Annotated in this window: 24 protein-coding genes; all 24 read right to left on the bottom strand. The window is 50.2% G+C overall.

The genetic code is table 11. From position 1 onward, the window contains the following. Window positions 1-25: 25 nt before the first annotated feature. The 24 genes from KJW29_RS07635 to fliE all read right to left on the bottom strand — a co-directional run bounded on the left by KJW29_RS07635 (window position 26) and on the right by fliE (window position 21,066). Entirely contained in the window at window positions 26-889 is an 864-nt protein-coding gene (locus KJW29_RS07635; RefSeq protein WP_108994309.1) for a MinD/ParA family protein, read from the bottom strand. After that, window positions 882-2,210 (bottom strand): flagellar biosynthesis GTPase FlhF, encoded by a 1,329-nt coding sequence (gene flhF / locus KJW29_RS07630; RefSeq protein WP_214629315.1) that lies wholly within the window; start codon window positions 2,208-2,210, stop codon window positions 882-884. The genes KJW29_RS07635 and flhF overlap by 8 nt, the downstream gene beginning before the upstream one ends. Then, window positions 2,207-4,237 (bottom strand): flagellar biosynthesis protein FlhA, encoded by a 2,031-nt coding sequence (gene flhA, locus KJW29_RS07625; protein ID WP_087570958.1) that lies wholly within the window; start codon window positions 4,235-4,237, stop codon window positions 2,207-2,209. The genes flhF and flhA overlap by 4 nt, the downstream gene beginning before the upstream one ends. A gap of 28 nt (window positions 4,238-4,265) precedes the next feature. Further along, window positions 4,266-5,357 (bottom strand): flagellar biosynthesis protein FlhB, encoded by a 1,092-nt coding sequence (gene flhB, locus KJW29_RS07620; protein WP_214629314.1) that lies wholly within the window; start codon window positions 5,355-5,357, stop codon window positions 4,266-4,268. A 17-nt stretch (window positions 5,358-5,374) separates the two neighbouring features. Next, the gene (gene fliR / locus KJW29_RS07615) at window positions 5,375-6,166 is read right to left on the bottom strand and encodes a flagellar biosynthetic protein FliR (protein WP_087570960.1); all 792 of its coding nucleotides are present in this window, start codon (window positions 6,164-6,166) and stop codon (window positions 5,375-5,377) included. A 13-nt stretch (window positions 6,167-6,179) separates the two neighbouring features. Beyond that, window positions 6,180-6,449 carry a flagellar biosynthesis protein FliQ gene (gene fliQ / locus KJW29_RS07610; protein ID WP_087570961.1) on the bottom strand — a complete coding sequence of 90 codons (270 nt, stop codon included), beginning with the start codon at window positions 6,447-6,449 and terminating at the stop codon, window positions 6,180-6,182. A gap of 21 nt (window positions 6,450-6,470) precedes the next feature. Beyond that, entirely contained in the window at window positions 6,471-7,232 is a 762-nt protein-coding gene (gene fliP / locus KJW29_RS07605; RefSeq protein WP_214629313.1) for a flagellar type III secretion system pore protein FliP, read from the bottom strand. Then, window positions 7,222-7,863: a flagellar biosynthetic protein FliO gene (locus KJW29_RS07600; protein ID WP_214629312.1), complete on the bottom strand. Its 642-nt coding sequence runs from the start codon at window positions 7,861-7,863 to the stop codon at window positions 7,222-7,224. Before KJW29_RS07600 ends, fliP begins: the two co-directional genes overlap by 11 nt. Before the next feature lie 15 nt (window positions 7,864-7,878). Continuing rightward, on the bottom strand, window positions 7,879-8,241 hold the full coding sequence (locus KJW29_RS07595) for a response regulator (protein WP_087570964.1): 363 nt from the start codon (window positions 8,239-8,241) through the stop codon (window positions 7,879-7,881). A gap of 20 nt (window positions 8,242-8,261) precedes the next feature. Beyond that, window positions 8,262-9,512, bottom strand: coding sequence for a flagellar motor switch phosphatase FliY (fliY, locus tag KJW29_RS07590; RefSeq protein ID WP_214629311.1), 1,251 nt, complete (start codon window positions 9,510-9,512; stop codon window positions 8,262-8,264). Further along, a complete protein-coding gene (fliM, locus tag KJW29_RS07585; protein ID WP_108994303.1) occupies window positions 9,502-10,503 on the bottom strand; it encodes a flagellar motor switch protein FliM in 1,002 nt (333 codons plus the stop codon). The genes fliY and fliM overlap by 11 nt, the downstream gene beginning before the upstream one ends. 34 nt (window positions 10,504-10,537) lie before the next feature. Then, on the bottom strand, window positions 10,538-11,002 hold the full coding sequence (locus tag KJW29_RS07580) for a flagellar basal body-associated FliL family protein (RefSeq protein ID WP_087570967.1): 465 nt from the start codon (window positions 11,000-11,002) through the stop codon (window positions 10,538-10,540). Further along, a complete protein-coding gene (locus KJW29_RS07575; protein ID WP_087570968.1) occupies window positions 10,999-11,226 on the bottom strand; it encodes a flagellar FlbD family protein in 228 nt (75 codons plus the stop codon). The genes KJW29_RS07580 and KJW29_RS07575 overlap by 4 nt, the downstream gene beginning before the upstream one ends. Before the next feature lie 74 nt (window positions 11,227-11,300). Next, complete coding sequence (flgG, locus tag KJW29_RS07570) at window positions 11,301-12,113, bottom strand: flagellar basal body rod protein FlgG (RefSeq protein WP_108994302.1); 813 nt, start codon at window positions 12,111-12,113, stop codon at window positions 11,301-11,303. A gap of 95 nt (window positions 12,114-12,208) precedes the next feature. After that, the gene (locus KJW29_RS07565) at window positions 12,209-12,601 is read right to left on the bottom strand and encodes a TIGR02530 family flagellar biosynthesis protein (protein ID WP_087570970.1); all 393 of its coding nucleotides are present in this window, start codon (window positions 12,599-12,601) and stop codon (window positions 12,209-12,211) included. Then, window positions 12,598-13,095 (bottom strand): flagellar hook capping FlgD N-terminal domain-containing protein, encoded by a 498-nt coding sequence (locus KJW29_RS07560; protein ID WP_425517504.1) that lies wholly within the window; start codon window positions 13,093-13,095, stop codon window positions 12,598-12,600. The genes KJW29_RS07565 and KJW29_RS07560 overlap by 4 nt, the downstream gene beginning before the upstream one ends. 54 nt (window positions 13,096-13,149) lie before the next feature. Continuing rightward, a complete protein-coding gene (locus KJW29_RS07555; protein ID WP_214629309.1) occupies window positions 13,150-14,526 on the bottom strand; it encodes a flagellar hook-length control protein FliK in 1,377 nt (458 codons plus the stop codon). Window positions 14,527-14,568: 42 nt separating this feature from the next. Then, complete coding sequence (locus tag KJW29_RS07550) at window positions 14,569-15,480, bottom strand: MotE family protein (RefSeq protein ID WP_246608631.1); 912 nt, start codon at window positions 15,478-15,480, stop codon at window positions 14,569-14,571. A gap of 31 nt (window positions 15,481-15,511) precedes the next feature. Beyond that, on the bottom strand, window positions 15,512-15,958 hold the full coding sequence (gene fliJ, locus KJW29_RS07545; RefSeq protein ID WP_214629307.1) for a flagellar export protein FliJ: 447 nt from the start codon (window positions 15,956-15,958) through the stop codon (window positions 15,512-15,514). A gap of 8 nt (window positions 15,959-15,966) precedes the next feature. Beyond that, a complete protein-coding gene (fliI, locus tag KJW29_RS07540) occupies window positions 15,967-17,295 on the bottom strand; it encodes a flagellar protein export ATPase FliI (protein ID WP_087570975.1) in 1,329 nt (442 codons plus the stop codon). Beyond that, a complete protein-coding gene (locus KJW29_RS07535; RefSeq protein ID WP_214629306.1) occupies window positions 17,282-18,121 on the bottom strand; it encodes a FliH/SctL family protein in 840 nt (279 codons plus the stop codon). Before KJW29_RS07535 ends, fliI begins: the two co-directional genes overlap by 14 nt. Further along, window positions 18,114-19,130 carry a flagellar motor switch protein FliG gene (gene fliG / locus KJW29_RS07530; RefSeq protein WP_087570977.1) on the bottom strand — a complete coding sequence of 339 codons (1,017 nt, stop codon included), beginning with the start codon at window positions 19,128-19,130 and terminating at the stop codon, window positions 18,114-18,116. The genes KJW29_RS07535 and fliG overlap by 8 nt, the downstream gene beginning before the upstream one ends. An 11-nt stretch (window positions 19,131-19,141) precedes the next feature. Next, entirely contained in the window at window positions 19,142-20,716 is a 1,575-nt protein-coding gene (gene fliF, locus KJW29_RS07525) for a flagellar basal-body MS-ring/collar protein FliF (RefSeq protein WP_214629305.1), read from the bottom strand. Window positions 20,717-20,757: 41 nt separating this feature from the next. Next, window positions 20,758-21,066: a flagellar hook-basal body complex protein FliE gene (fliE, locus tag KJW29_RS07520; protein WP_087570979.1), complete on the bottom strand. Its 309-nt coding sequence runs from the start codon at window positions 21,064-21,066 to the stop codon at window positions 20,758-20,760. Window position 21,067 lies beyond the last annotated feature (1 nt).

Here is a 21,067-nt window from a genome sequence, read left to right as displayed (position 1 = left end):
TGCATCCCTCCTCAACAACAAAGGACTACCTTGCTAGTCTGAATAATTTAGTTATAAATCCTTTGACGCCGCCGTTCCCGGAAGCCGTTGCCGGAATATCCATATAAGCCTCCGCGATTCGGCTAAGCGCGATCGCTGCTCCGCTGTTCGGATATGCAATCAGGAACGGGATTTGCCTTTTAACTGCTTTGGAGACATGAGAGTCGTCCGGGATGGTGCCCAGGGAAGGCAGCTCCGAATGAAGAAACCGACTGGCGACTAAACTGATCTTCTCAGCTGTCTCTTTTCCCTCTCTTGCGTCGGAAGCACGATTGACGATTAGCTTAAACTGTGCGTCAATGCCCATCGATTTCACCATCTTAATCAGGGCATAAGCGTCAGTAATCGATGTAGGCTCCGGTGTTGTAACAACAATCGTTTCTTGAGCCGCGGCGATAAATCTTACTGTCTCCTTCGACAAGCCCGCACCTGTGTCGAACAAAATGACGTCATATTCGCCATGCAGCTTCTCGACCTCGGTGGCAAATCGATTAATTTGCTCCGATGAAAGCTCGAGAAGATCGCGGAATCCGGAGCCGCCTGCGATATAATGGATCCCTTCGACGCCGAGTTGGATAATATCCCAGATCGTTTTCTCTTGTTTGAGCAGATGATAGAGACTGTAAGTAGATGATGTACCCATCAGGACGTCGATATTAGCCATTCCGATGTCGGCGTCGAAGATGAGCACTTTTTTGCCCTGACGCTTAAGCGCAAGCGCGAAATTCAGACTGAAGTTTGACTTCCCGACTCCGCCTTTCCCGCTAGTAACTGTAATAATTCGAGTATTCGCACGATGGTTCTCTTGCTGCTTGACCAAATACCGCAAAGCTTCTGCCTGATCATTCATGTGCAGGCTCTCCTAACAAAAGAGTTACGTATGCATGGCAATCGAATCTGCTAATATCATCAGGCACGTTCTGACCGCTTGCGAGATAGGTTGGATTAAGCTCCATATTCATAACCAGATTAAAAATCGCACCGTATGCAGACGTTTCATCCAGCTTCGTAAATAGAATCTTCGAAACGCCGAACTTCTTGAACCGATCTGCGATGGCAACCATATCAGCCGTCTTGCCCGTAAGACTAACGACAAGAATCGTCTCGCTAGGTTCAAAAGTCTGCAGCAGGCTATTTACCTCGGACACATGAAGCTCGCTGCGGAAGTTCCGGCCTGCCGTATCCATCAGGATCAGCTCTTGATCACTCAGGGATTGATACGCCTTGGGCAGATCCATTGGAGAGAATACTACCTCTAACGGTACATTCAAGATGTTAGCGTACGTTCGCAACTGATCGACTGCGGCAATTCTGTAAGTATCGGAGGTAATAAAACCTACTTTGCGTCCATGCTTGATCTTGTATTCGGCGGCAAGCTTTGCGATTGTCGTTGTTTTGCCGACTCCGGTCGGACCGACAAAATGAAGCACCGTCGCATCCTCACGAATACCGCTAAGACAATAAGGCTGCATCCATTCCTGAAGCTGGATCGCGGCTCTGCGCCATGTCTCGTCATAAGAGAATGCGGTGCCCTCCTCTTTTTCGGCCTCCGTTAAGGCTTCAATAAGACGTTCGCTCCAGACAGGATCTAACTCTTGCAGACTCAATCGATCCTTAAGCGCATTAATGGATTCGGACAACCGTTTTTGCGACTGGCTTTCCCTGGTTAACTTCACCATGTACTCTCGCAGATCGCGAATCTCATTAATGATGAATTGCTCCTTGTCCATTCGGAAACGGGATTGAGGCGACTCCATTTCGTGTTGGGGTTTTTCTGGTTGTTCAACTGCCGATAGCGGTCTCGTTTCAGATGTGGCTGCAACCGGTTGTTTTTGATCTTGGTAGGCAGATGTTACGTTCGGGCGAGCTTGCTGCATGGGCAAAGGCTCCAATGTAGCGGTAGCTGCCCCCGAGCGTTTGGCCGTCTGCAAAATTTGTTCCACCATGGCAGACACTTCCGGCTGGACATGCCGCTGTGGCGGATCCTGCTGTTTTACTGCTCCAGTCTCGACAGCCGCAATGACCTCCATCTTCTTTTTGCGAAACATGCCGAGAAACCCGCCTACTTTGACTTCCTTCGTCTCGAGAATAACAGCATCATTGCCGAGATCTGTGCGAATCTGCGAAACCGCTTCAGGCAAAGCGTTGACCAAGTACCGTTTCACCCTCATAGATTCACCACTCCTACGCTCTGGACTTCAATGTTAGGCTCAAGCTCGCTGTAGGACAAGACAGGGACTTCTTGCATGGTGCGTTCAATAATTTGTCTCAAATACATGCGAATCGTCGGAGATGCCAACACGATTGGTTGTTGTCCCGACTGAATCTGCCTGCTGACATGTTCGCCGATCTTTTGATAAATTTGCTGGGTTGAGATGGGATCGAGCGCAATGTAACTGCCTTGATCGGTCTGCTGCACGGATTCCGCGATTTTTTTCTCCAATTGCGGCCCTACCGTAATCACTCGCAGCGTATCCCCGCCAGGAGAGAATTGCTGGGTAATTTGGCGTGACAGCGACTGTCTTACATACTCTGTCAAAATGTCAGGGTCCTTCGTATATGAGCCATGATCGGCAAGAGCCTCAAATATGGTGACCAGATCCCGTATCGACACCTTCTCCTTAAGAAGCTTGGAGAGAACCTTCTGTACGTCGCCAATGGTCAGAATGGAAGGAATAAGTTCGTCGACAAGCGCAGGGTACGATTCCTTGACATTTTCGACAAGCATCTTCGCCTCTTGACGACCGATAAGCTCATGAGCATGCCGTTTAATGATTTCCGTAAGATGTGTCGCGACAACCGACGGCGGATCAACGACCGTATAGCCGGACAGCTCTGCCCGCTCTTTCATCGCTTCATCAATCCAGATGGCCGGCAGACCAAATGCCGGTTCGGTCGTCTCGATGCCGATGACCGAATCATCCTCGAAGCCCGGACTCATCGCCAAGTAATGATTCAAGAGCAAGTCTCCTCTTGCTACGGTATTTCCTTTGATCTTGATGACGTACTCATTCGGTTTTAATTGAATGTTATCGCGGATTCGGATGACCGGTACGACGAGCCCAAGCTCTAATGCGCACTGCCTGCGGATCATAATGATGCGGTCGAGAAGATCTCCGCCCTGCTGCGTATCTGCGAGCGGAATTAATCCGTAACCGAATTCGAACTCGATTGGATCCACTTGCAGCAAGCTGATCACGCTTTCCGGGCTTCGCACCTCTTCGATTTGCTGCTCTTCTACAAGCAGCTCTTCCTGCTCTTGTTTTTTGGTGAGGCGCTTCTGCATCACATATGCCCCGATTGCCAAAATAATCGCATAGGGCCATGTCGTAAATATACCGATTGGCGTAAGGCCAAGCACCGCGATGGTTCCGGCTGCGATATACAGCATCTTGGGATACCGAAGCATCTGGCCTGTCAAGTCATCCGCCAAAGTGCCTTCCGAAGCCGCTCTCGTCACAATAAGGCCGGCTGCGGTGGAGATAAGCAAAGCCGGAATTTGCGCGACCAGCCCGTCGCCGATGGTCAGGATCGAAAAGGTTTCCAGGGATTCGCCGAAACTCATTCCATGCATGGCCATACCGACGATAAAGCCGCCAATCAAGTTGATGATCAATATGATGATTGTTGCAATAGCATCGCCCTTGACAAATTTACTGGCACCGTCCATGGCGCCGTAGAAGTCGGCTTCCTTCTCGATTTTGGACCGGCGCTCGCGAGCTTGCTGTTCGTTGATGAGGCCGGAGTTCAAATCCGCGTCGATACTCATCTGTTTGCCAGGCATCGCATCCAGCGTAAACCTCGCGGCAACCTCTGCAACCCGCTCCGAGCCCTTCGTAATGACGATGAACTGAACAACGACGAGAATCAGGAAGACGATGAAACCAATCGCGACTTCCCCGCCGCCTACCCAGCGTCCGAAAGTCTCGATCACTTCGCCCGCCTCGGCATGCGTTAAAATGCTTCTTGTCGTGGATACGCTTAGTGCCAGCCGGAATAATGTAGTAACGAGCAGGATCGCCGGGAAAATCGAGAAGTCCAGCGCTTCCTTCGTATTCATCGCGACTAACAAAATCATGAGCGCAATCGAGATATTCAAGATCAACAACAAGTCGATAAGGAAGATCGGGATCGGGATAATCATCATGAGCACAATTCCAATAATGCCAAGTATGATAAATAAATCTTTTGGTTTCATGATGGCGCCTCCTCCCGCGGTTTATCGTTTATTTGGTTCTGCCCTTCAATTTATACACATGCGCCAGCACTTCTGCCACAGCTTGGAACAGATCGTTCGGAATAACGTCTCCGATCTCTGCCCTCTCGTACAGCGCTCTTGCCAGCGGCTTATTTTCCATCGTTATGACGCCATTTTCCTTGGCGATTTCCTTGATTTTCAGAGCGACATGATCCATCCCCTTCGCGATAATCGTCGGCGCTTCCATCTTGGATGCGTCGTATTTGAGTGCAATGGCAAAGTGAGTCGGGTTCGTGATGACGACATCGGCTTTGGGCACTTCCTGCATCATCCGTTGAATGGCCATCTTCCGTTGACGTTCGCGAATCCTTCCTTTGACGAGGGGATCACCTTCCGATTTCTTATATTCATCTTTAATGTCTTGCTTTGACATCTTAATGCTTTTTTCATGCTCGTATTTCTGATACATATAATCCAGAAGAGCAAGTATTACCAATACCGAGCCAATCTGGATCCCAAGCTTTATGGTTATTCCGGCCGTGAAGCTAAATACGGATTGGATCGACAGCGAAGACAAAGCGAGCAGGTTGTTCCATTCCCGCGAAATCGCCATATATACCAAAATCCCGATAATCGTTACTTTCAAAATGCTTTTCAAAAATTCAACCAAACTTCTCATGGAGAAGATTCGCTTAAACCCTTCAATAGGATTCAGCTTGGAGAGCTTCAGCTTCAAAGGATCTCCGGTCAACAGGAAGCCGAACTGTGCCACGTTGCCGATTATGCCGACCAACATCGCGATAGCGAAGATCGGAAGTAAAAACAACAACGATTGCCATAACAGATTCATGAACAATTCGGTCACATTTTCGGTCGTTAACTCCATCAATAGCCAATCCTGAAAGATACCGCCGAACAGTCCTATAATCTTGGTCTTGTAATAGCTGCCCAGCATCAAAAACGAAGCGGAAACGAATAAGAGAATAAATGCGCCGGGCAAATCGGAGGATTTGGCCACCTGGCCCTTCTTGCGTGATTCATTCCGCTTTTTGGGCGTCGCTTTCTCCGTCTTTTCCTGACTGAACAATTGCAAATCCAGCTTTAAACGATAAGCTCGCAAGGTAATCGGCCTCCTGCCTACTCAACTGGCGGTCCTTGTACGATTCCGAGCAAGTGTTCCAGCGAATCGAACATAATAGCGAACAGCTTTTCGAATAACACCGCCATCCCGGGCAATAACAACATCAATAGAATCAAACCAATGATGATTTTTAACGGGATGCCGATGACAAAAATATTGAACTGCGGAGCTGTTTTGACCAGGAAGCCGAGCCCCAGGTCCGTCAGAAACATGGCGACGACAAGCGGTGCTGCCACCTGCAGTGCAAGAAGGAAAGTATTGCCGAACGTCCGAGTCAGAAAGTCGGTAACGCCGCCCTCCATGATTCGGGCAAACAAGTCGTTCGTTAGAGGCAGCCACTGGTAGCTGTCCATCAATCCCGTCAATAAATAATGATGGCCATTCATCATTAAAAATACGACCAGCATGAGCATATACTTGAAGTTTCCCAATAGGGGCGACGAAGCTCCGGTATGGGGATCAACAACGTTAGCCATCGCAAACCCGATTTGCATATCCATAATGGAGCCCGCGGTTTGGACAATCATAAAAAATAAATAAACGACAAACCCCAGCAATATGCCGATCAACATCTCTTGAATGAGGACGAGTATGTATTCCGCGTTCGTAACGATGGATTGCTCCATCCCATAGGTCATAAATACGATGAAGGAAATAAAAAATCCGATACCAATTTTGAACACATTCGGCACGCCTCGCGAAGAAAAGACAGGCGCAATGACGAAAAATGCTGTTATTCGACAAAAAATAAGCAAAAAAATAGGAAACCCTTGAACGATTGCATTCATCCGCATTCACAACCTAACCGATGTAATGATGAAGATTGTTCAGCAGCCGGTATGTGAAGTCGACAACCGTATTCAGTATCCATGGTCCGAAAACAATGATGGAGACAAAAACAGCGACAATCTTGGGAACAAAAGCGAGCGTCTGCTCCTGAATCTGGGTCGTCGCCTGAAAGACGCTGATTAACAAACCAACAACCAAGGCGAGGACCAGCATTGGAGCGCTGGCTTTCAGAACCGTATACACCGCTTCGCCGGCCAATCCGATGACGAAGTCAGCACTCATGAGCATTACCCTCCTGTGGCATCATGTGTTGAAGCTGAGCAGCAACGACTTGACGATCAGATACCAGCCATCAACAAGCACGAATAAAAGCAGCTTGAACGGTAACGAGATCATGATCGGCGGCAGCATCATCATCCCCATCGCCATTAAGGTACTGGCGACAATCATGTCAATGACCAGGAACGGGATAAATATCATAAAGCCCATCTGGAAAGCTGTCTTGAGTTCGCTGATGGCATAGGCCGGAATCAACACAGTCAGCGGAATATCTTCGTACGAAGACGGTTTTTCCGTCTGCGTGTAATTCATGAACAACAATAAATCTTTTTCGCGCGTGTGGGAGAACATAAATTTTTTCATCGGCTTGGCCGCTTCTTCGAACGCTTGCGTTTGAGTAATCTCGCCCTTCAGGTATGGCTGAAGAGCAACCTCGTTTACTTGCCCGAATGTAGGCGCCATGATAAAAAAAGTAAGGAACATGGCAAGACCGATCAATACCTGATTCGGCGGCGTCGTCTGAGTGCCAATTGAAGTTCGAACGAATCCAAGCACGATTACGATCCGAGTAAAGCTGGTCATGAGCACCATGATTGCCGGCGCGATGCTTAGTACCGTAATAATAAGCAGCAACGACAGCGCGCTGGTGCCGGGCGCTTCTCCATCCCCTCCGTTATTGCCGATATTAATCGAAATATCCGGCAACGGCTCCGCGAAAGTCTGACTCTGAAGCAGTAATGATAGCAGCAGAACGGCGAAGAAAGACACCCACTTCTTATTTTTCATCGTCCATCAACCGTTCGTTCTTATTTTGTTTGTTTAGCAAGCTTTCCAATTGTTCCTTTCGATCGCTCTGCTGAGAAAGCTTGCTGTTCAGCAATTGCTGAAAGGATGCCGACTCGTTCCAACGTTCGTCCTTAGGTTGTTTCTCTTCTTTGTCGCCGGTGCGCCAGCGTCTGACCAACGAAACGATATCCTTTGGCGCCCATGTGACCTCGGCTTGCTTCTCCATTGCGGCGATGACTCTCTCGACTTGTTCGGGATCGTCTATTTTGTCGAGCAGCGTAATGGAATTGCCGACGCCAACAATGTAGATGCTGCCTGCAATCTCAACGACTTGCATCGAGCTGTTCTGGCCAAGAGCTATGCCGCCCATTGAACGCATGGAGCGACTCGCGCCCCAAGATCGACTGCGATTCGACAGCCACTTGATCACGACCACGATTAGAGTAATCACGATCGCGAGAGAAATGATCACCCAAACGAGTCCACTGAGAAACTCTCCGGGCTCCGAACCGGAAAAGGGTTCGGGGATCTCGTTGCCGGCTCCGCTCTCCCCGAGCTTGGCTGCGGCAATCCCCGGTAAAACGGACAGGCCTGCCGCGGCCAACACAGCGGTTCGTAGTTGTAATTTCATAGCGTTGCTGATGCCTTATCCCAGCGTCTTCTTAATCGCTTCGATAACACGATCCGCTTGAAACGGCTTGACGATAAAGTCCTTCGCACCAGCTTGTATCGCATCGATGACCATCGCTTGTTGACCCATGGCGGAGCACATGATGACTTTGGCATTGCCGTCCATTTTTTTGATCTCTTTAAGCGCGGAGATCCCGTCCATCTCGGGCATTGTGATGTCCATCGTAATAAGATCCGGTTTCAGCTCCTTGTATTTCTCCACCGCTTGCGCGCCGTCCTGCGCCTCTCCTACTACCTCATAGCCATTTTTCGACAAAATATCGCGAATCATCATACGCATGAAAGCTGCGTCGTCAACGATCAGAATCCGGTTTGCCATGTTCATTTCCTCCTAGGATGTTATTGTAATTTTTGAATACGGTCCCATTGGCTGACGATGTCCGTGACACGCACGCCGAAGTTCTCGTCGATGACAACAACCTCGCCTTTTGCGATTAGTTTGTTGTTGACGAGAATGTCGACCGGTTCGCCGGCTAGCTTGTCCAACTCGATAATGGAGCCTTGGGACAGTTCTAGAATATCCTTAATTTGCTTCTGGGTTCTACCTAATTCTACAGTGACCTTCAGCGGTATGTCGAGCAATAAATTTAGATTCGTGTTGTCTTGTGGTACAAAAGACGCATTGTTAAAGTTCGCAAACTGAACGGGCTGAACATTGACGTTGCGATTAAGCCCTTGCGGATGGGCCGAAGGTCCCTGATAACCCGTTTGGTTGTCGTAACCTGCTGCGGGAATCCCATACCCTCCAGCATTCTGCATAGGCGGTGCGGCCTGCATCGGAGGCTGCATTGGAGGCGCCATCATCGATGCTGCAGCAGCTGATTGCTGAATGGCTGCTTGCTGCTCTGCTTCCGCCGTTGCTTTGGCTGGTTCGGAAGCTGTAGGCTCCGGCAGCTCGGCATCACCCATAAGCGTCGACACCATTTGTTTGGCGAAGGATACGGGCAGAAGCTGCATGATTGTCGAATCGATGAGATCGCCAATCGTCAAGTGGAAAGAGATTTTAATAAACACGTCCACCGGAGGCAGATGTCCCATTCCGTCGCCCCGATTGACATCAAGGATGTCGATGCCAGGCGGAGAAATATTAACAAAACGGTTAAAGATGGTCGACATGGAGGTTGCCGAAGAGCCCATCATCTGATTCATCGCTTCCTGAACGGCACTGATATGAATTTCGTTTAATTCACCGGCTTCGACAAGTCCTTCTCCGCCTAACATCAAATCCGCAATGACTTGAGCATCCTTCGTGCGAATGACCAGGGAGTTGATTCCTTCGAATCCGTCCACATATTGCACGCTGACCGCTACATGGGGTTTCGGGAAAATATCGCCCAGTTCCTCGCGTCTGACCAACGTAACTTGAGGTGTTGTAATTTCTACTTTCTTACCCAGCAGCGTCGACAACGCCGTTGCCGCGCTCCCGAAAGTAATGTTGCCGATCTCGCCAAGCGCATCCTGCTCCAAAGATGACAAGAAGTCCGATAATTGAACTTCATTGGAAGGAAGCGCAATCTCTTCAGGTTCATTAGAGGACTGACGAAGTAGGGCGTCGATTTCCTCTTGTGATAAATAATCTTTACTCATCATGTAATTCATCCGCTCCTTCGCTTACAATTTCGTCAATCTGAACGGCTAACCGATCTTTGACCGAGCCTGGACTTCCGATAAACTTCAGCTTGTCCCCTACCTTAATTCGAAGACCATCCTCAACCGATTTATTAAGGGACAGCACATCGCCAACGCCCAGCGACAAGAACTCCTGTATCGTAATTGACGATTCGCCTAGCTCGGCGATGATGGGAAGCTTCGCTTTGCTCACGCGCTGCTCCAGAATTTCCACTTCTTCCGGAATCCGTTCTTTTTTCTGAGAAACAAACCAATGATGCACAGAAAGCCTTGCCATAATCGGCTCTAACACGACATGCGGGATACATAAGTTGATCATGCCGGTTGTATCGCCGATCTTCGTACTGAACGATATAAGAGCGATCGTTTCGTTAGGGGATACGATCTGCATAAATTGCGGATTGGTCTCCAACGCCTCCAGCCTGGGCGAAATATCGATAATCGTCTTCCAGGCCTCTTGCAGACTTTCGAACGTTCTCGCGAAAATTCGTTCCATGACGGTTGTTTCAATCTCGGTTAAATTGTTTATTTTGGATGGAGCGATACCCTGTCCGCCCAGCATGCGGTCCAACATCGCATAAGCAACGTTCGGATGGACCTCCAGCACCATTCGCCCTTCGAGCGGTTCCGCTTCGAAAATATTGAGAATCGTCATCTTCGGAATGGAACGAATAAACTCGTCATAAGGCAATTGCTCCACGTCCACGACGTTGATCTGGACAAAGGTACGAAGCTGCGCCGAGAAATAGGTTGTCAAATATCGCGCGAAGTTTTCGTGAATGCGAGTCAAGCTCCGGATATGGTCTTTCGAGAACCGCACGGCCCGTTTGAAATCGTACACGCTGACTTTACGCGTAACCTCTTCCTTCTTCAAATCCTCCGCGTCCATCTCGCCGGAAGACAGCGCAGCTAGCAGGGCGTCGATCTCGTTCTGCGATAATACATCAACCAATTCTCTCACCTCCTTCGAGGAAATCGCCTATAAGTTATAGTTCTGTAATAATGAAATCCGTAATTTCGACTTTAATCAGCTTGCCTTTCGGCAGAGCAGGATTAATCAAGTTAAGAAGCTTGGATTCAAGCGCGTCTTCTCCCTGCGACCCATTTAATTCTTCTGCGGTTGTATCGGCGAGAGTGCGGCTGATCATAGGCTTGATTTCAATTTCGAGCAGCTTGTCAAAATCCTCTTTCGTCTTTTTCGCGTCGAGCTGGAACGCAAAGCTGATTATCACAACTTTCTCTTGATCTTTCAGATTGCGGCGAAAATCATTGAGTTCGGCTGTCACCTCGACACGCTTATCGGCCGATAGCTTTTCGATTTCGACCGGCTCCTTGTTCGCTGCTGTACTGGCTGGATCGTTAAACAGCGAACGGAACAAAATGATGGATACAATGGCGATAAGCGTAATAGATAACAAGATCGTTATTAACCAAGGCAACATTTTTTTCATGACGTAGGACCCTCCGTTTGATCACTCTTTTGGGCCGCCGCGACGAGGCCGATTGTTTGAAGAAACTGCTGATTCAGAAGCAGCAGCTCGGAAGACTTTTCCTTCACCACCAGCTTCTTGCCTGTCGTGAGCGTGATCACGGTATCAGCAGCCTCTTCAATCAATTCAATGAGAAGCGCATTAATAACAACTTTGGTTCCATTCAATCGCGTTACGGTAATCATCAGCTACCCCCTTGCTATGTAGGAGGAGACCGCTAGGAACGGCCTCCCGAATTAGCTTGCTATTATTCTAAAGTTTAACGTTTCAAGTTAACGACTTCTTGCAAAATTTCGTCAGAAGTCGTAATAATTCTGGAGTTCGCCTGGAATCCGCGCTGCGCAACGATCATCTCTGTAAACTCCGCCGTCAGATCGACGTTGGACATCTCCAGCTGACCGGAAATAATGGCGCCCGTGCCGGTCTCTGCGTCATTCGCCGTCAACAGATCGAATTCGCCGTCCGGATTGGCATTTACCGTCATCCGGTACAAGTTGCCTCCAAGCTTCTCGAGGCCGCTTGGATTGACGACCTTGGCGATCCCGAGCTGAGCCACCTCCACTTGACCGTCAACCGTCACGCCGATGATCATACCGTCTTGGCTGATAGAATAAGCCGTAACTTCTTCATCAAGCACGATAGGAGCACCGCCGCTATCCAGAACGAACATGCCGTCGGACGTAACCAGCTGCCTGGCCGAGTCAAGAGTGAAATTGCCTGCGCGCGTCAACAACATTTCGCCATCAGCACCGGCCGATACTACAAAAAATCCATCCCCGTCGATACGAAGGTCATTCGGTTGATTCGTCGTCATGGCGCTGCCAGCCGTGTGTATCGTATCAATCGACCCGATCGATACGCCAAGTCCGATCTGTCTGGCATTAACACCGCCACGCTCTCCTTCTTCCGGCGCGGTAACTCCGGCTACCGTCTGGCTAAGAATGTCCTGGAACATGACACGGCCCGCTTTGAAGCCTACCGTATTTACGTTTGCAATGTTATTGCCGATAACGTCGAGCTTCGTTTGGAACCCTCTCATGCCGGACACGCCGGAATACATCGATCTTAACATGGCTCTATTCCTCCATTGGTTCAAATAATGTCGATCATTGCTCCCTCGGTCGCTTCAATCGGTCCACGACCAGGCTTCCTCAAAGAGGTCCAACCTTAGTTCAAAATGATCGCGCTGTCGATTTGTGTAAATACGTTGCTTTTCATTTGATTACCGTCCAGCGCCGTTACAACTGTTCGGCTCGGAACGTTTACGATCATGGCGATATCTCGGTAGACGATCAAAGAATCCTTGGCGCCTTTGGATGCGGCATCGTCCACGGCCTGCATGATTTGAGTCAAAGAATCGGGCTGCAGCTTAATGCCTCTTTGCTCCATTCTCGTCTCGGCATGATGACTGAACTTTAATACTTTGGATTCCAGCAAATCGCGGAATTCCGTAGATACGGGTTTTCCCTGCTGATGGGTATGGGTTTTATCCGCCTTCTCAAGCTGAATAGGCGTCGTTTTGATCGGAAACAGATGACCGATTTTTATCCTATCGCTCATGGCGTTTCCTCCCCTGCGCCATCCTCTTCCACAGGGTCCTTGGCCTCAATCTCCGTTTCCGAGATTGCAACGACATAATCCAGCGCTACCTCTTTATCGCCAGACTTGGCGTACAATAGGCCATCTCTTGACAAAATGGAATCCACTTGTCCCGTCATCGAGATGACGTTGCCTTGTTCGTTGTATTCGTACCATTCTATATGTTTGCCGATCAGGCTCGATGCGGAGCCGATGCTCTGACGCATTAACGCGAGCTCTCCCGCCATGTTCATCAGCTGCTCGACGGAAGTAAATTGCGCCATCTGCGCAATAAACTCTTTATCTTGCATAGGCTGCATAGGATCCTGATTTCTTAATTGCGTAACGAGAATGGACAAGAACTGATCTTTGCCAAGTGTGTCGGTCGACTTTTTGTTCGCCGCGGCCTGCACGTTGGATTTATCGTAGTTGGGCCATACCGTTCGGGTGGACACAGCATCTGACAATTTCCTCACCTCCATCCTTCCAAACATAGATTAGATTGCAAACTCGCAAATGAAGTATTGTATTTATGCCTTTTCGTTAATCGATCTGCCAAAGCCTAACCCCTGAATAGCGGCTTGCTCCACCATCTCCGTCTCAAAAGCATTGTCCCTCACGCGCTCGTCTTCGCGGAAACCTTGACGGTCACCGGATTGACCGCTGCCATTTTGGCCATTGCCGAAGTGCTGATTGGAGAGTTGAGGTGCCGAGCTGCTTTGAGTGACTTCCAGCTTCTCCACGTTAAGACCTTGCGCCTGCAACGCAGCTCGCAGTTGAGCCATCTGATTCTCGAGCATATCCTTGGCCATTGCATTATCGGCTTGGAACAGCGCGGTCAACAGACCGTTCTGCATGGAAATCTTAACGTCGACTTGTCCAAGATGCTCCGGGAACAGCATAAGCTTTGCTTCGGTAACACCGTTTAATGCCCGGATATCGAACTTCTGCACGATGAGGCCTTCCATCGTTTCTGCGAAGTCATCGGCGAGCACGAACGACGTCGGTGCTGCGGACTTGGTTAGCAGCGATGCAAATTCCCGAACGTTATCAGGCCCCACGAACGGAAGCTGAACGGGCTGTGCCGATTCCGATGAGCTTGCTCCGACTTCAGCTTGAACCAAAGTCTCGGTAAACAAGGCTTTTTGTTCCGCGATTGCTTGTATGTATGCAGGATGCGCGGTTTGACGGCTCATTCGCTGCAGGTGGACAAGCGCTTCATTAGAACCGGACTGCTGAGTGACCAGCCACTCAGGCGTCTCGCTGGTTAAGGCTTGCTCTAAAGGCTTCGTTTTAGCACCCTCGAGCTTGGAGGCGATAGCTCGCAGCTGCTCTCCGACGAAGGCAAGCGGATCCTGACCCTGCACTTGTTTAAGAGGTCCTTGCTGCAATTTCGTTTGCAGCCCAAGCAAAGCATCCTGCAGACTGCTCTTCACGTTTAACGCAGCTTCCTGAATGCTGATTGTTTCTTCCGCCAACCCCGCATGCAGCTCAGCTTGCGGCTGCAATCGTACAATCGGAGCTCCTAATAGCGCGAGCAACGCGTTTAAGCTTTCCATTGCGCCAGTCAGCTCAATCAGGTCTTGCTCGGACAGCGTCTCGTCGTCTTGCGCGGACTCGCCCAGGCTGTCGATCAATCCGTCGATAGCGGCCATCAGCTCCTCCAGCGTAGGCGTTGGCAATTCACTCTTGGCTTCAGCAAGAGCTGACAGTCCGGCTATTGCCGACACAAGTGAAGATTGTTGATCTGCAACCTCTTCTCCCCCGGATTGTCCAGCGATGTGATGAACCAACGTTTGTTGAAAACCGGCGGCCGTGTTGCCAGCCTGTCCTTTAGATGCACCTTGCGATACGGCAGCCGTTGTCTGAGCTGAAGCTGCTACAGCGCTGTTAATCATCATTTCCATTGTATTTTCACCTCCTTTCCGATCCTCGTCCATCCATACCGCCTATGTGCCTGGCAACAGCTTTGTCACGATCGTAGCGGTGGCCGCTTCATCCTTTTTCGACATTTCGCTTAAAATGCCTGATCTTGCCGTATTGCTTACAGAGTTGAGGATACGAATCACTTTGCTTGGGCTGATGTCCTTCATTTTCAGAAGCATTTCACCGGCGCTTTTTGCATCCATCGTTTCGAAGGTTGCGCTCAGCTGTTCTTGATTAAGCGTGGAGGAAACCGTTGTTTCTTTTTCGCCTGCCTGCTCGTTCACTCTTGCTTGCAGAGCGGCGATTTGGAGATCCTTTACTTCAACGTTATCCTTCAATTTAACCGTAGCTTCCGCCGCAATCCTTGGATCCATCTTCTCCATAATTTTCACGCGATCATCCGAACGCATGGATGCGAACAACAACACGATTTCGTCAATATTCATGTTTTGTACGATGGGGGCTGCTTTGCTAGGGGTCATCTTCGAGAACATACTCGCCAGTTCTTCTATCTTGGCGGTATACTGCTCAGCTTCAAGCAGCTCCTGTTCGGTCAGCTGCTTGAGCTGCGCATTTTCGTCTTCGAGACCTTTTACGGCTTCCTCCTGGTTCGAGGCCGTCGCGTTAGCGGCCGCCAGTTCCGCCTTCACTGCGGCAAGCTCCGATTCCAGCTCCTCGATCTTCTCGCTCATCTTCTTGTTGCGGATGGCATCATCGTCCATCGAGTTTTCTGATATCTTTGGCTCCGGCAACACCTCGCGCAAGATCGGCACGGAATTGCCGACCTGCAGAGCCTTATTGCGGAATTCCACATCGAATATCGCAAATAACACGCCTAGCAATACCACGACGAACAAGATCGGTATCATCAGAAACATAAATCGTTCAAATCCGTTATAGCTTTGTTTTTCTGTACCTGTTTCCGCCAATTCCACTCACTCCCTCTGCCGGCGCAAACGCATGTTCTTATGGGGTTGGCATCATGAATCGGACGGTGGCCATTTCATCCAGCTCGTTCTGCTCCTTCAATTGCAGAGCATGACGGAATCGATCCCAGGCATGATCCTTCGCCTTAAGCCACACCTTCTCATCCTTTACCTTGTCCGCGAGTCGCGACCGGCTGTGCTCAACAACCCGTTCGGCTTGCAGCACTTCCAAACGTTTTTTGTCGATGCACGTCTGCAAGTGTTCAAGGTATTCTCCGATGATCCGTACTTCGGATAACGGCATGACCTGCTGCGCGGATCGTTGTAACTTCTCTTCCCATTCCTCTTTCGCCAGCACCAATTCGCGAAGCGACATCTCCTGCACGGACAATGCGCTCAGCGCGTCAGACAACAGCCATTCGGCCTGAGTCTTCTGGCTGGTCTTCAGGTCGACTACTTTTTGGAACGAATAATGGAAGGTTGCCACTTCAGCGTTCAGCTCCTGTCAAAATGCTCTATCAATTGCGATTGCGCTTCGCCGAGCGTTACCTTCTCGGTCGTTTTCTGCTTAGCGAATGCATGAATCGTTTCTATTGCTTCGATCGCTTTATCAATTTCTTTGTTGGATCCGACTTGATACGCCCCAATATTGATCAGGTCTTCCGAATCTCTATAGATAGCAAGAAGCCTTTTCAGTTCGTTCGCGGCATCCTGTTGCTGCTCCGTCACGATTTCCTTCATGACGCGGCTGACAGAGGCAAGAACGTCGATCGCGGGAAAATGTCCCTTGTGGGCCAAATGCCGACTTAATACGATATGACCGTCCAGAATGCCCCTTACCGCGTCCGCGATAGGTTCGTTCATGTCATCGCCGTCCACGAGGACGGTATAAAACGCCGTAATGGAGCCGCTTGGTCCCGTACCCGCGCGTTCCAGAAGCTTGGGAAGCGCTGCAAAAACAGATGGCGTATACCCTCTTGTTGCAGGCGGCTCGCCAATGGCAAGACCAACTTCGCGCAGCGCCATGGCGTAACGGGTTACGGAGTCCATCATCAGCATGACGTTTAATCCGCGGTCACGGAAATATTCGGCGATAGTCGTAGCAATCAAAGCGCCTTTCATTCGGATGAGAGCGGGTTGATCGGATGTTGCCACAATGACGACAGATCGCGCGAGACCTTCGGGTCCGAGATCCTTTTCGATGAACTCCAGCACTTCCCTGCCGCGTTCGCCGATAAGGGCGATTACATTGACATCGGCCGAGGTATTACGGGCAATCATGCCAAGCAATGTACTTTTGCCTACGCCCGAACCAGCGAATATGCCGACGCGTTGTCCTTGACCTACGGTAAGCAAACCATCGATGGCTCTGACACCAATGCTGAGCGGCTCCGTCACGCGCGGACGATTTAGCGGATTGCTTGGCTCGTTGTGAGTGGAATAATGCTGCATACGGCTTGGCAGGAAACTTCCGTCGAGCGGATTGCCTAATCCGTCAAGCACTTTCCCCAGCAGCTCCGAACCAACTTGGACCGTGAGCGGTTTGCCCGTTCCGACTACATCGCAGCCTGGGCTTATGGCATGAAGATCGCCAAGCGGCATCAGAATGACCTTGTTATTTCTGAAGCCAACGACCTCAGCCTTAAGCGGCTTGGCGGATTTGGACGGATAGATATAACACAAGTCGCCGATACTCGCATCCGGACCTTCCGATTCCACCGTCAAACCGATGACTTGAGTCACTTTGCCGTTGACGCGGACAGGATCTAGCGGTCTTAAATGCTCTAAATATTTGTGAATATCAAGCGATCTACTCCCAGTCATTTGGTTCACTCCGTTCTTCGCCGCTCTGGTGAGCCAGCTGGAACAGCTCGCGCTTGATCTCGGATAACTGGGTATCGATTCTCGCATCTATGCTGCCGTAAGCAGAGCGTATGACGCAGCCATTGTCCTTAACCGTCGAATCCGGCAGGATATGAAGCTCGGCCTGCGAATCGATCGCGGTATGCAGCTCTTCCCTTGATGCCTGAACGAAAGCCAGCTGGGAAGGTGCGACACAGAGCGTGATGACGCCTTGCTCTCTTCTGCGGGAGAGCGACTTTCGAATTAAGTCGACTGCCATATCTGGAGCCGAAGCCAACTGCTGGCCAATGATCTTCTCCGCTATGGCCACGCTGAGCTCGACTAGAAACGGTTCGGCTTCCTGTATAATCTGTTCGCGCATGGAGTAAGCGCCTTTTAACACTTCGGCCGCTTCCGACAACCGGGATTCCCAGCTCTGCTGCAACTGCTTAACAGCCTCCGCGGATCCCTCGCCGAACCCTAGCTCGTAGCCTTCCGCCCGAGACGCTTCGAATGCAGCCTCGTCCTCGGATCGTTTTTGAAGCCACCATACGTCGATCTGTTGCTCCGCTTCGCCCAGCATCCGTTCGCATTCCTGCGATGTTTCGCGAAGCCTTTCTTCTGCAAACGATTCGGCATCGGACAAGATTTGGTCCCGCAATGCTATCGTCTCTTGATCCGGCTGCCAGGAATCTGTTTCTCCCTGCTGAGCGGGATCGACAGCCGCAGCCGCATAAGGATTGGACCACTGGAGCCGTTTGAGCTGCTCCAATGAAATAACGCTGGAGGATTTGATCAAATTAGACAATGATATCATCTCCTCCGCCGCGCGCGATAATAATTTCACCCGACTCTTCTAACCTGCGAATCGTAGCGACGATTCGAGTCTGGGCTTCTTCAACATCACGCAGCCGGACAGGCCCCATAAATTCCATCTCTTCCTTGAACGATTCGGCCATCCGCTTGGACATGTTGCGGAAGATGGCCTCGCGCACTTCTTCGCTCGCCACTTTGAGGGCCAGCTGCAGATCCGCGTTCTCGATATCGCGAATGATCCGCTGAATGGAACGATTGTCGATATTGACGATGTCTTCGAATACGAACATCCGTTTTTTGATTTCTTCGGCCAGCTCCGGATCCTGAATCTCCAGCGCGTCGAGGATGGTGCGTTCCGTTCCCCTGTCGACTCCGTTAAGAATCTGCACGATGGAATCAATGCCGCCGGCATTCGTGTAGTCCTGCGTAACCGTAGCAGATAACTTCTGCTCAAGCACGCGTTCTACTTGCGAGATAACCTCAGGCGAAGTACTGTCCATCAACGCGATTCTCCGTGCGACATCCGCTTGTTTGTCCTGCGGGAGCGACGATAAAATTTGGGACGATTGCTCCGATTGCAGGTAGGACAAGACGAGCGCGATCGTTTGCGAATTCTCGTTTTGAATAAAGTTGAGAATTTGTGCCGGTTCCGCCTTCCTTGCGAAATCGAATGGTCTCACTTGCAAAGTAGCTGTCAGACGATTGATAACGTCCTGCGCTTTCGCTTCTCCGAGCGCCTTTTCGAGAATTTCTTTGGCATAAGAGATCCCGCCCTGCGAGATGTACTCTTGCGCCAGACATATTTGGTGAAACTCGCTTAGAATCGTCTCGCGATCACCGCTGTCTACTTTGCGCACATTGGCGATTTCCAACGTAAGCTGCTCAATCTCGTCCTCTCGCAAATGCTTGAATATTTGCGCCGATACTTCAGGTCCGAGCGTAATGAGCAAGATGGCTGCTTTCTGGCGTCCGGATAAGCCTTGCATCATGTTTTTGGACATTTATGGCACCTCTATTCGTCTACAAGCCAGGTGCGAAGAAGATTGACGAATTCGTCAGGCTTGCGTTTGGCGAGTGTTTCAAGATTTTTGCGAGCTTGGCTGTCGTTGTTGACGCTGTCCAGATCAAGCGTCGGATATTCCACTTTCGTCGACACCGGAGCCATTTCGACTTCTTCAATCTCCGCTTGCTTGCGTCTGCGGTTTAACAGGAAGACGAGTCCGCCGATAAGCGCGAGCGCGGCTGCACCCAGCCCAATTGCCCAACCTGTCGATAAACCGGCTTTCGACGCTGCTGATGGGTTCTCTGCAAAAGTTCGGGCGATTAATGAAACCTTTTTACCCATTAATACGTCATCATTAACATCTTGACCCGAACCTGCAAGTTGACCGCGAACGACTGTAGTCAAATAATTGGTAATGTCTGTCCTTGCATTTTCGTCCTCTAATTGTGCAGCTTCAATGCCGATACTAATGGATAAGTCCTCCAGAACGTAAGGTCCCGATTCAATGTTGTTTTTGATGCGGTCGTAATCGTAATTCGTAACTTGCGAATTGGTTTCCGAGGAGTTAGCCCCTTGCGAGCCTGCTTCATATCCCGGGATGTCCGTCTCGCCTGTACCGGCTACTCCGCCAGCGGGAGTGGATGATCCTGTTGAACTGGAGTTGTCAATTTGTTCGCTTACCTTGATCCCGTTGTTGTCGTTGTCAACCAGCGGTCGAACGAGGTTCTCTTCCGTCCTTCGTTTATCGAAGTTCATGGAGCTGGCGACGCTGACTACGAGGTTGTCGGAGCCAACGATAGGTCCTAAGAACTGCTGAATTTCTTTTTTGAGGCTTGTTTCGTATTTGTTTTGAATCTGAAACTGCATATCTACCGCATCTGCGCTGCCTGTGCCTGCTCCCCCGACAACCGAGGAGATCAATTCGCCTTGCGGGCTCGAAATCGTAATATCTTCGATCGCGAGATCGGATACGGTGGATTTCACGAGATTGTAGTAACCATCAATTTCCTTCTGCGATGGACGGTAGCCCGACGTGAATTTCATGACGATCGCGGCAGTTGCCTGCGGTTCGTCGGCCGCCGTCAAGAATACACTTTCCTCTGGCCGATTTATGAGCACCTTGGAGCTCTCCACGCCTTGAAGTCCGTTGAGGAGCTTCTGCACCTCGCCGTTCAGAGCCGTTTGGTAGATGACATCGAATTCGTTCTGCGTCTTGCCGAATTGAGATGCGCTATTGCTGAACACTTCGAAACCGATAGATCCGTTTTGAACCAATCCTTGCGATCCTACATCGACTTTAACTCGGGATGCAACCGCGCTCGGTACCGAAATGCTGCTGCCATTGCTGCTGAGCTCGTATGGAATGCTGTTTCCGTCCAAATAATTCATAACGGCTGCTGCATCAGTTGCGTCCATATTTTGAAACGCGAGCTCGTATTCCGTCCTGGTGAACACTATCGTTAACAGAATGACCGTTAACAGCAATCCTCCTATCGACGCCCCCAACCATATTTTTTGTCTTTTGCCCATCTGGCCCCAGAAACCACTGAGCCTGCCGCGATAGTGGGCGATTCTCTCGTTCACGTTGTCACCTCACCCAATACTATGCTGATCATATTGCAGGATTAAAGTTGCATCCGCATCATTTCCTGGTAAGCTTCTACCACTTTGTTGCGGACCTGTGAGGTCAATTGCAAACCGAGTTGCGCTTGCTCCGAGGCAATTAGCACCTGAGTCACATCCACCTTGCCGGCGAGGAACTGGTCATTCAGCGCATGCACTTGTTTTTCTTGATTGCTTACGCTCTCCAGAGCAGTTTGCAGATATTGTCCAAAGGACTGCGTTAATTCCGCAGGCGTAGCTTCTTTAACGGGTTTCGCTCCAGCGATGGCTTGGGATGGTGCAATAGGCCCTAGCTGCATCGATTGTATCATG

This window comes from Paenibacillus agaridevorans (assembly GCF_018604145.1).
Taxonomy (GTDB): Bacteria; Bacillota; Bacilli; order Paenibacillales; family Paenibacillaceae; genus Pristimantibacillus; species Pristimantibacillus agaridevorans.
The sequence above is the reverse complement of the archived record's forward strand: the minus strand, read 5'-3'. Positions and strand labels throughout refer to the sequence as shown.

Excerpts from the sequence above, each read along its gene's own strand:
- KJW29_RS07635 (WP_108994309.1), bottom strand. The coding sequence starts at position 889 with ATGAATGATCAGGCAGAAGCTTTGCGGTATTTGGTCAAGCAGCAAGAG.
- flhF (WP_214629315.1), bottom strand. The coding sequence starts at position 2,210 with ATGAGGGTGAAACGGTACTTGGTCAACGCTTTGCCTGAAGCGGTTTCG.
- flhA (WP_087570958.1), bottom strand. The coding sequence starts at position 4,237 with ATGAAACCAAAAGATTTATTTATCATACTTGGCATTATTGGAATTGTG.
- fliR (WP_087570960.1), bottom strand. The coding sequence starts at position 6,166 with ATGAATGCAATCGTTCAAGGGTTTCCTATTTTTTTGCTTATTTTTTGT.
- fliQ (WP_087570961.1), bottom strand. The coding sequence starts at position 6,449 with ATGAGTGCTGACTTCGTCATCGGATTGGCCGGCGAAGCGGTGTATACG.
- fliP (WP_214629313.1), bottom strand. The coding sequence starts at position 7,232 with ATGAAAAATAAGAAGTGGGTGTCTTTCTTCGCCGTTCTGCTGCTATCA.
- KJW29_RS07600 (WP_214629312.1), bottom strand. The coding sequence starts at position 7,863 with ATGAAATTACAACTACGAACCGCTGTGTTGGCCGCGGCAGGCCTGTCC.
- KJW29_RS07595 (WP_087570964.1), bottom strand. The coding sequence starts at position 8,241 with ATGGCAAACCGGATTCTGATCGTTGACGACGCAGCTTTCATGCGTATG.
- fliY (WP_214629311.1), bottom strand. The coding sequence starts at position 9,512 with ATGATGAGTAAAGATTATTTATCACAAGAGGAAATCGACGCCCTACTT.
- KJW29_RS07580 (WP_087570967.1), bottom strand. The coding sequence starts at position 11,002 with ATGAAAAAAATGTTGCCTTGGTTAATAACGATCTTGTTATCTATTACG.
- KJW29_RS07575 (WP_087570968.1), bottom strand. The coding sequence starts at position 11,226 with ATGATTACCGTAACGCGATTGAATGGAACCAAAGTTGTTATTAATGCG.
- flgG (WP_108994302.1), bottom strand. The coding sequence starts at position 12,113 with ATGTTAAGATCGATGTATTCCGGCGTGTCCGGCATGAGAGGGTTCCAA.
- KJW29_RS07565 (WP_087570970.1), bottom strand. The coding sequence starts at position 12,601 with ATGAGCGATAGGATAAAAATCGGTCATCTGTTTCCGATCAAAACGACG.
- KJW29_RS07555 (WP_214629309.1), bottom strand. The coding sequence starts at position 14,526 with ATGGAAATGATGATTAACAGCGCTGTAGCAGCTTCAGCTCAGACAACG.
- fliI (WP_087570975.1), bottom strand. The coding sequence starts at position 17,295 with ATGACTGGGAGTAGATCGCTTGATATTCACAAATATTTAGAGCATTTA.
- fliG (WP_087570977.1), bottom strand. The coding sequence starts at position 19,130 with ATGTCCAAAAACATGATGCAAGGCTTATCCGGACGCCAGAAAGCAGCC.
- fliE (WP_087570979.1), bottom strand. The coding sequence starts at position 21,066 with ATGATACAATCGATGCAGCTAGGGCCTATTGCACCATCCCAAGCCATC.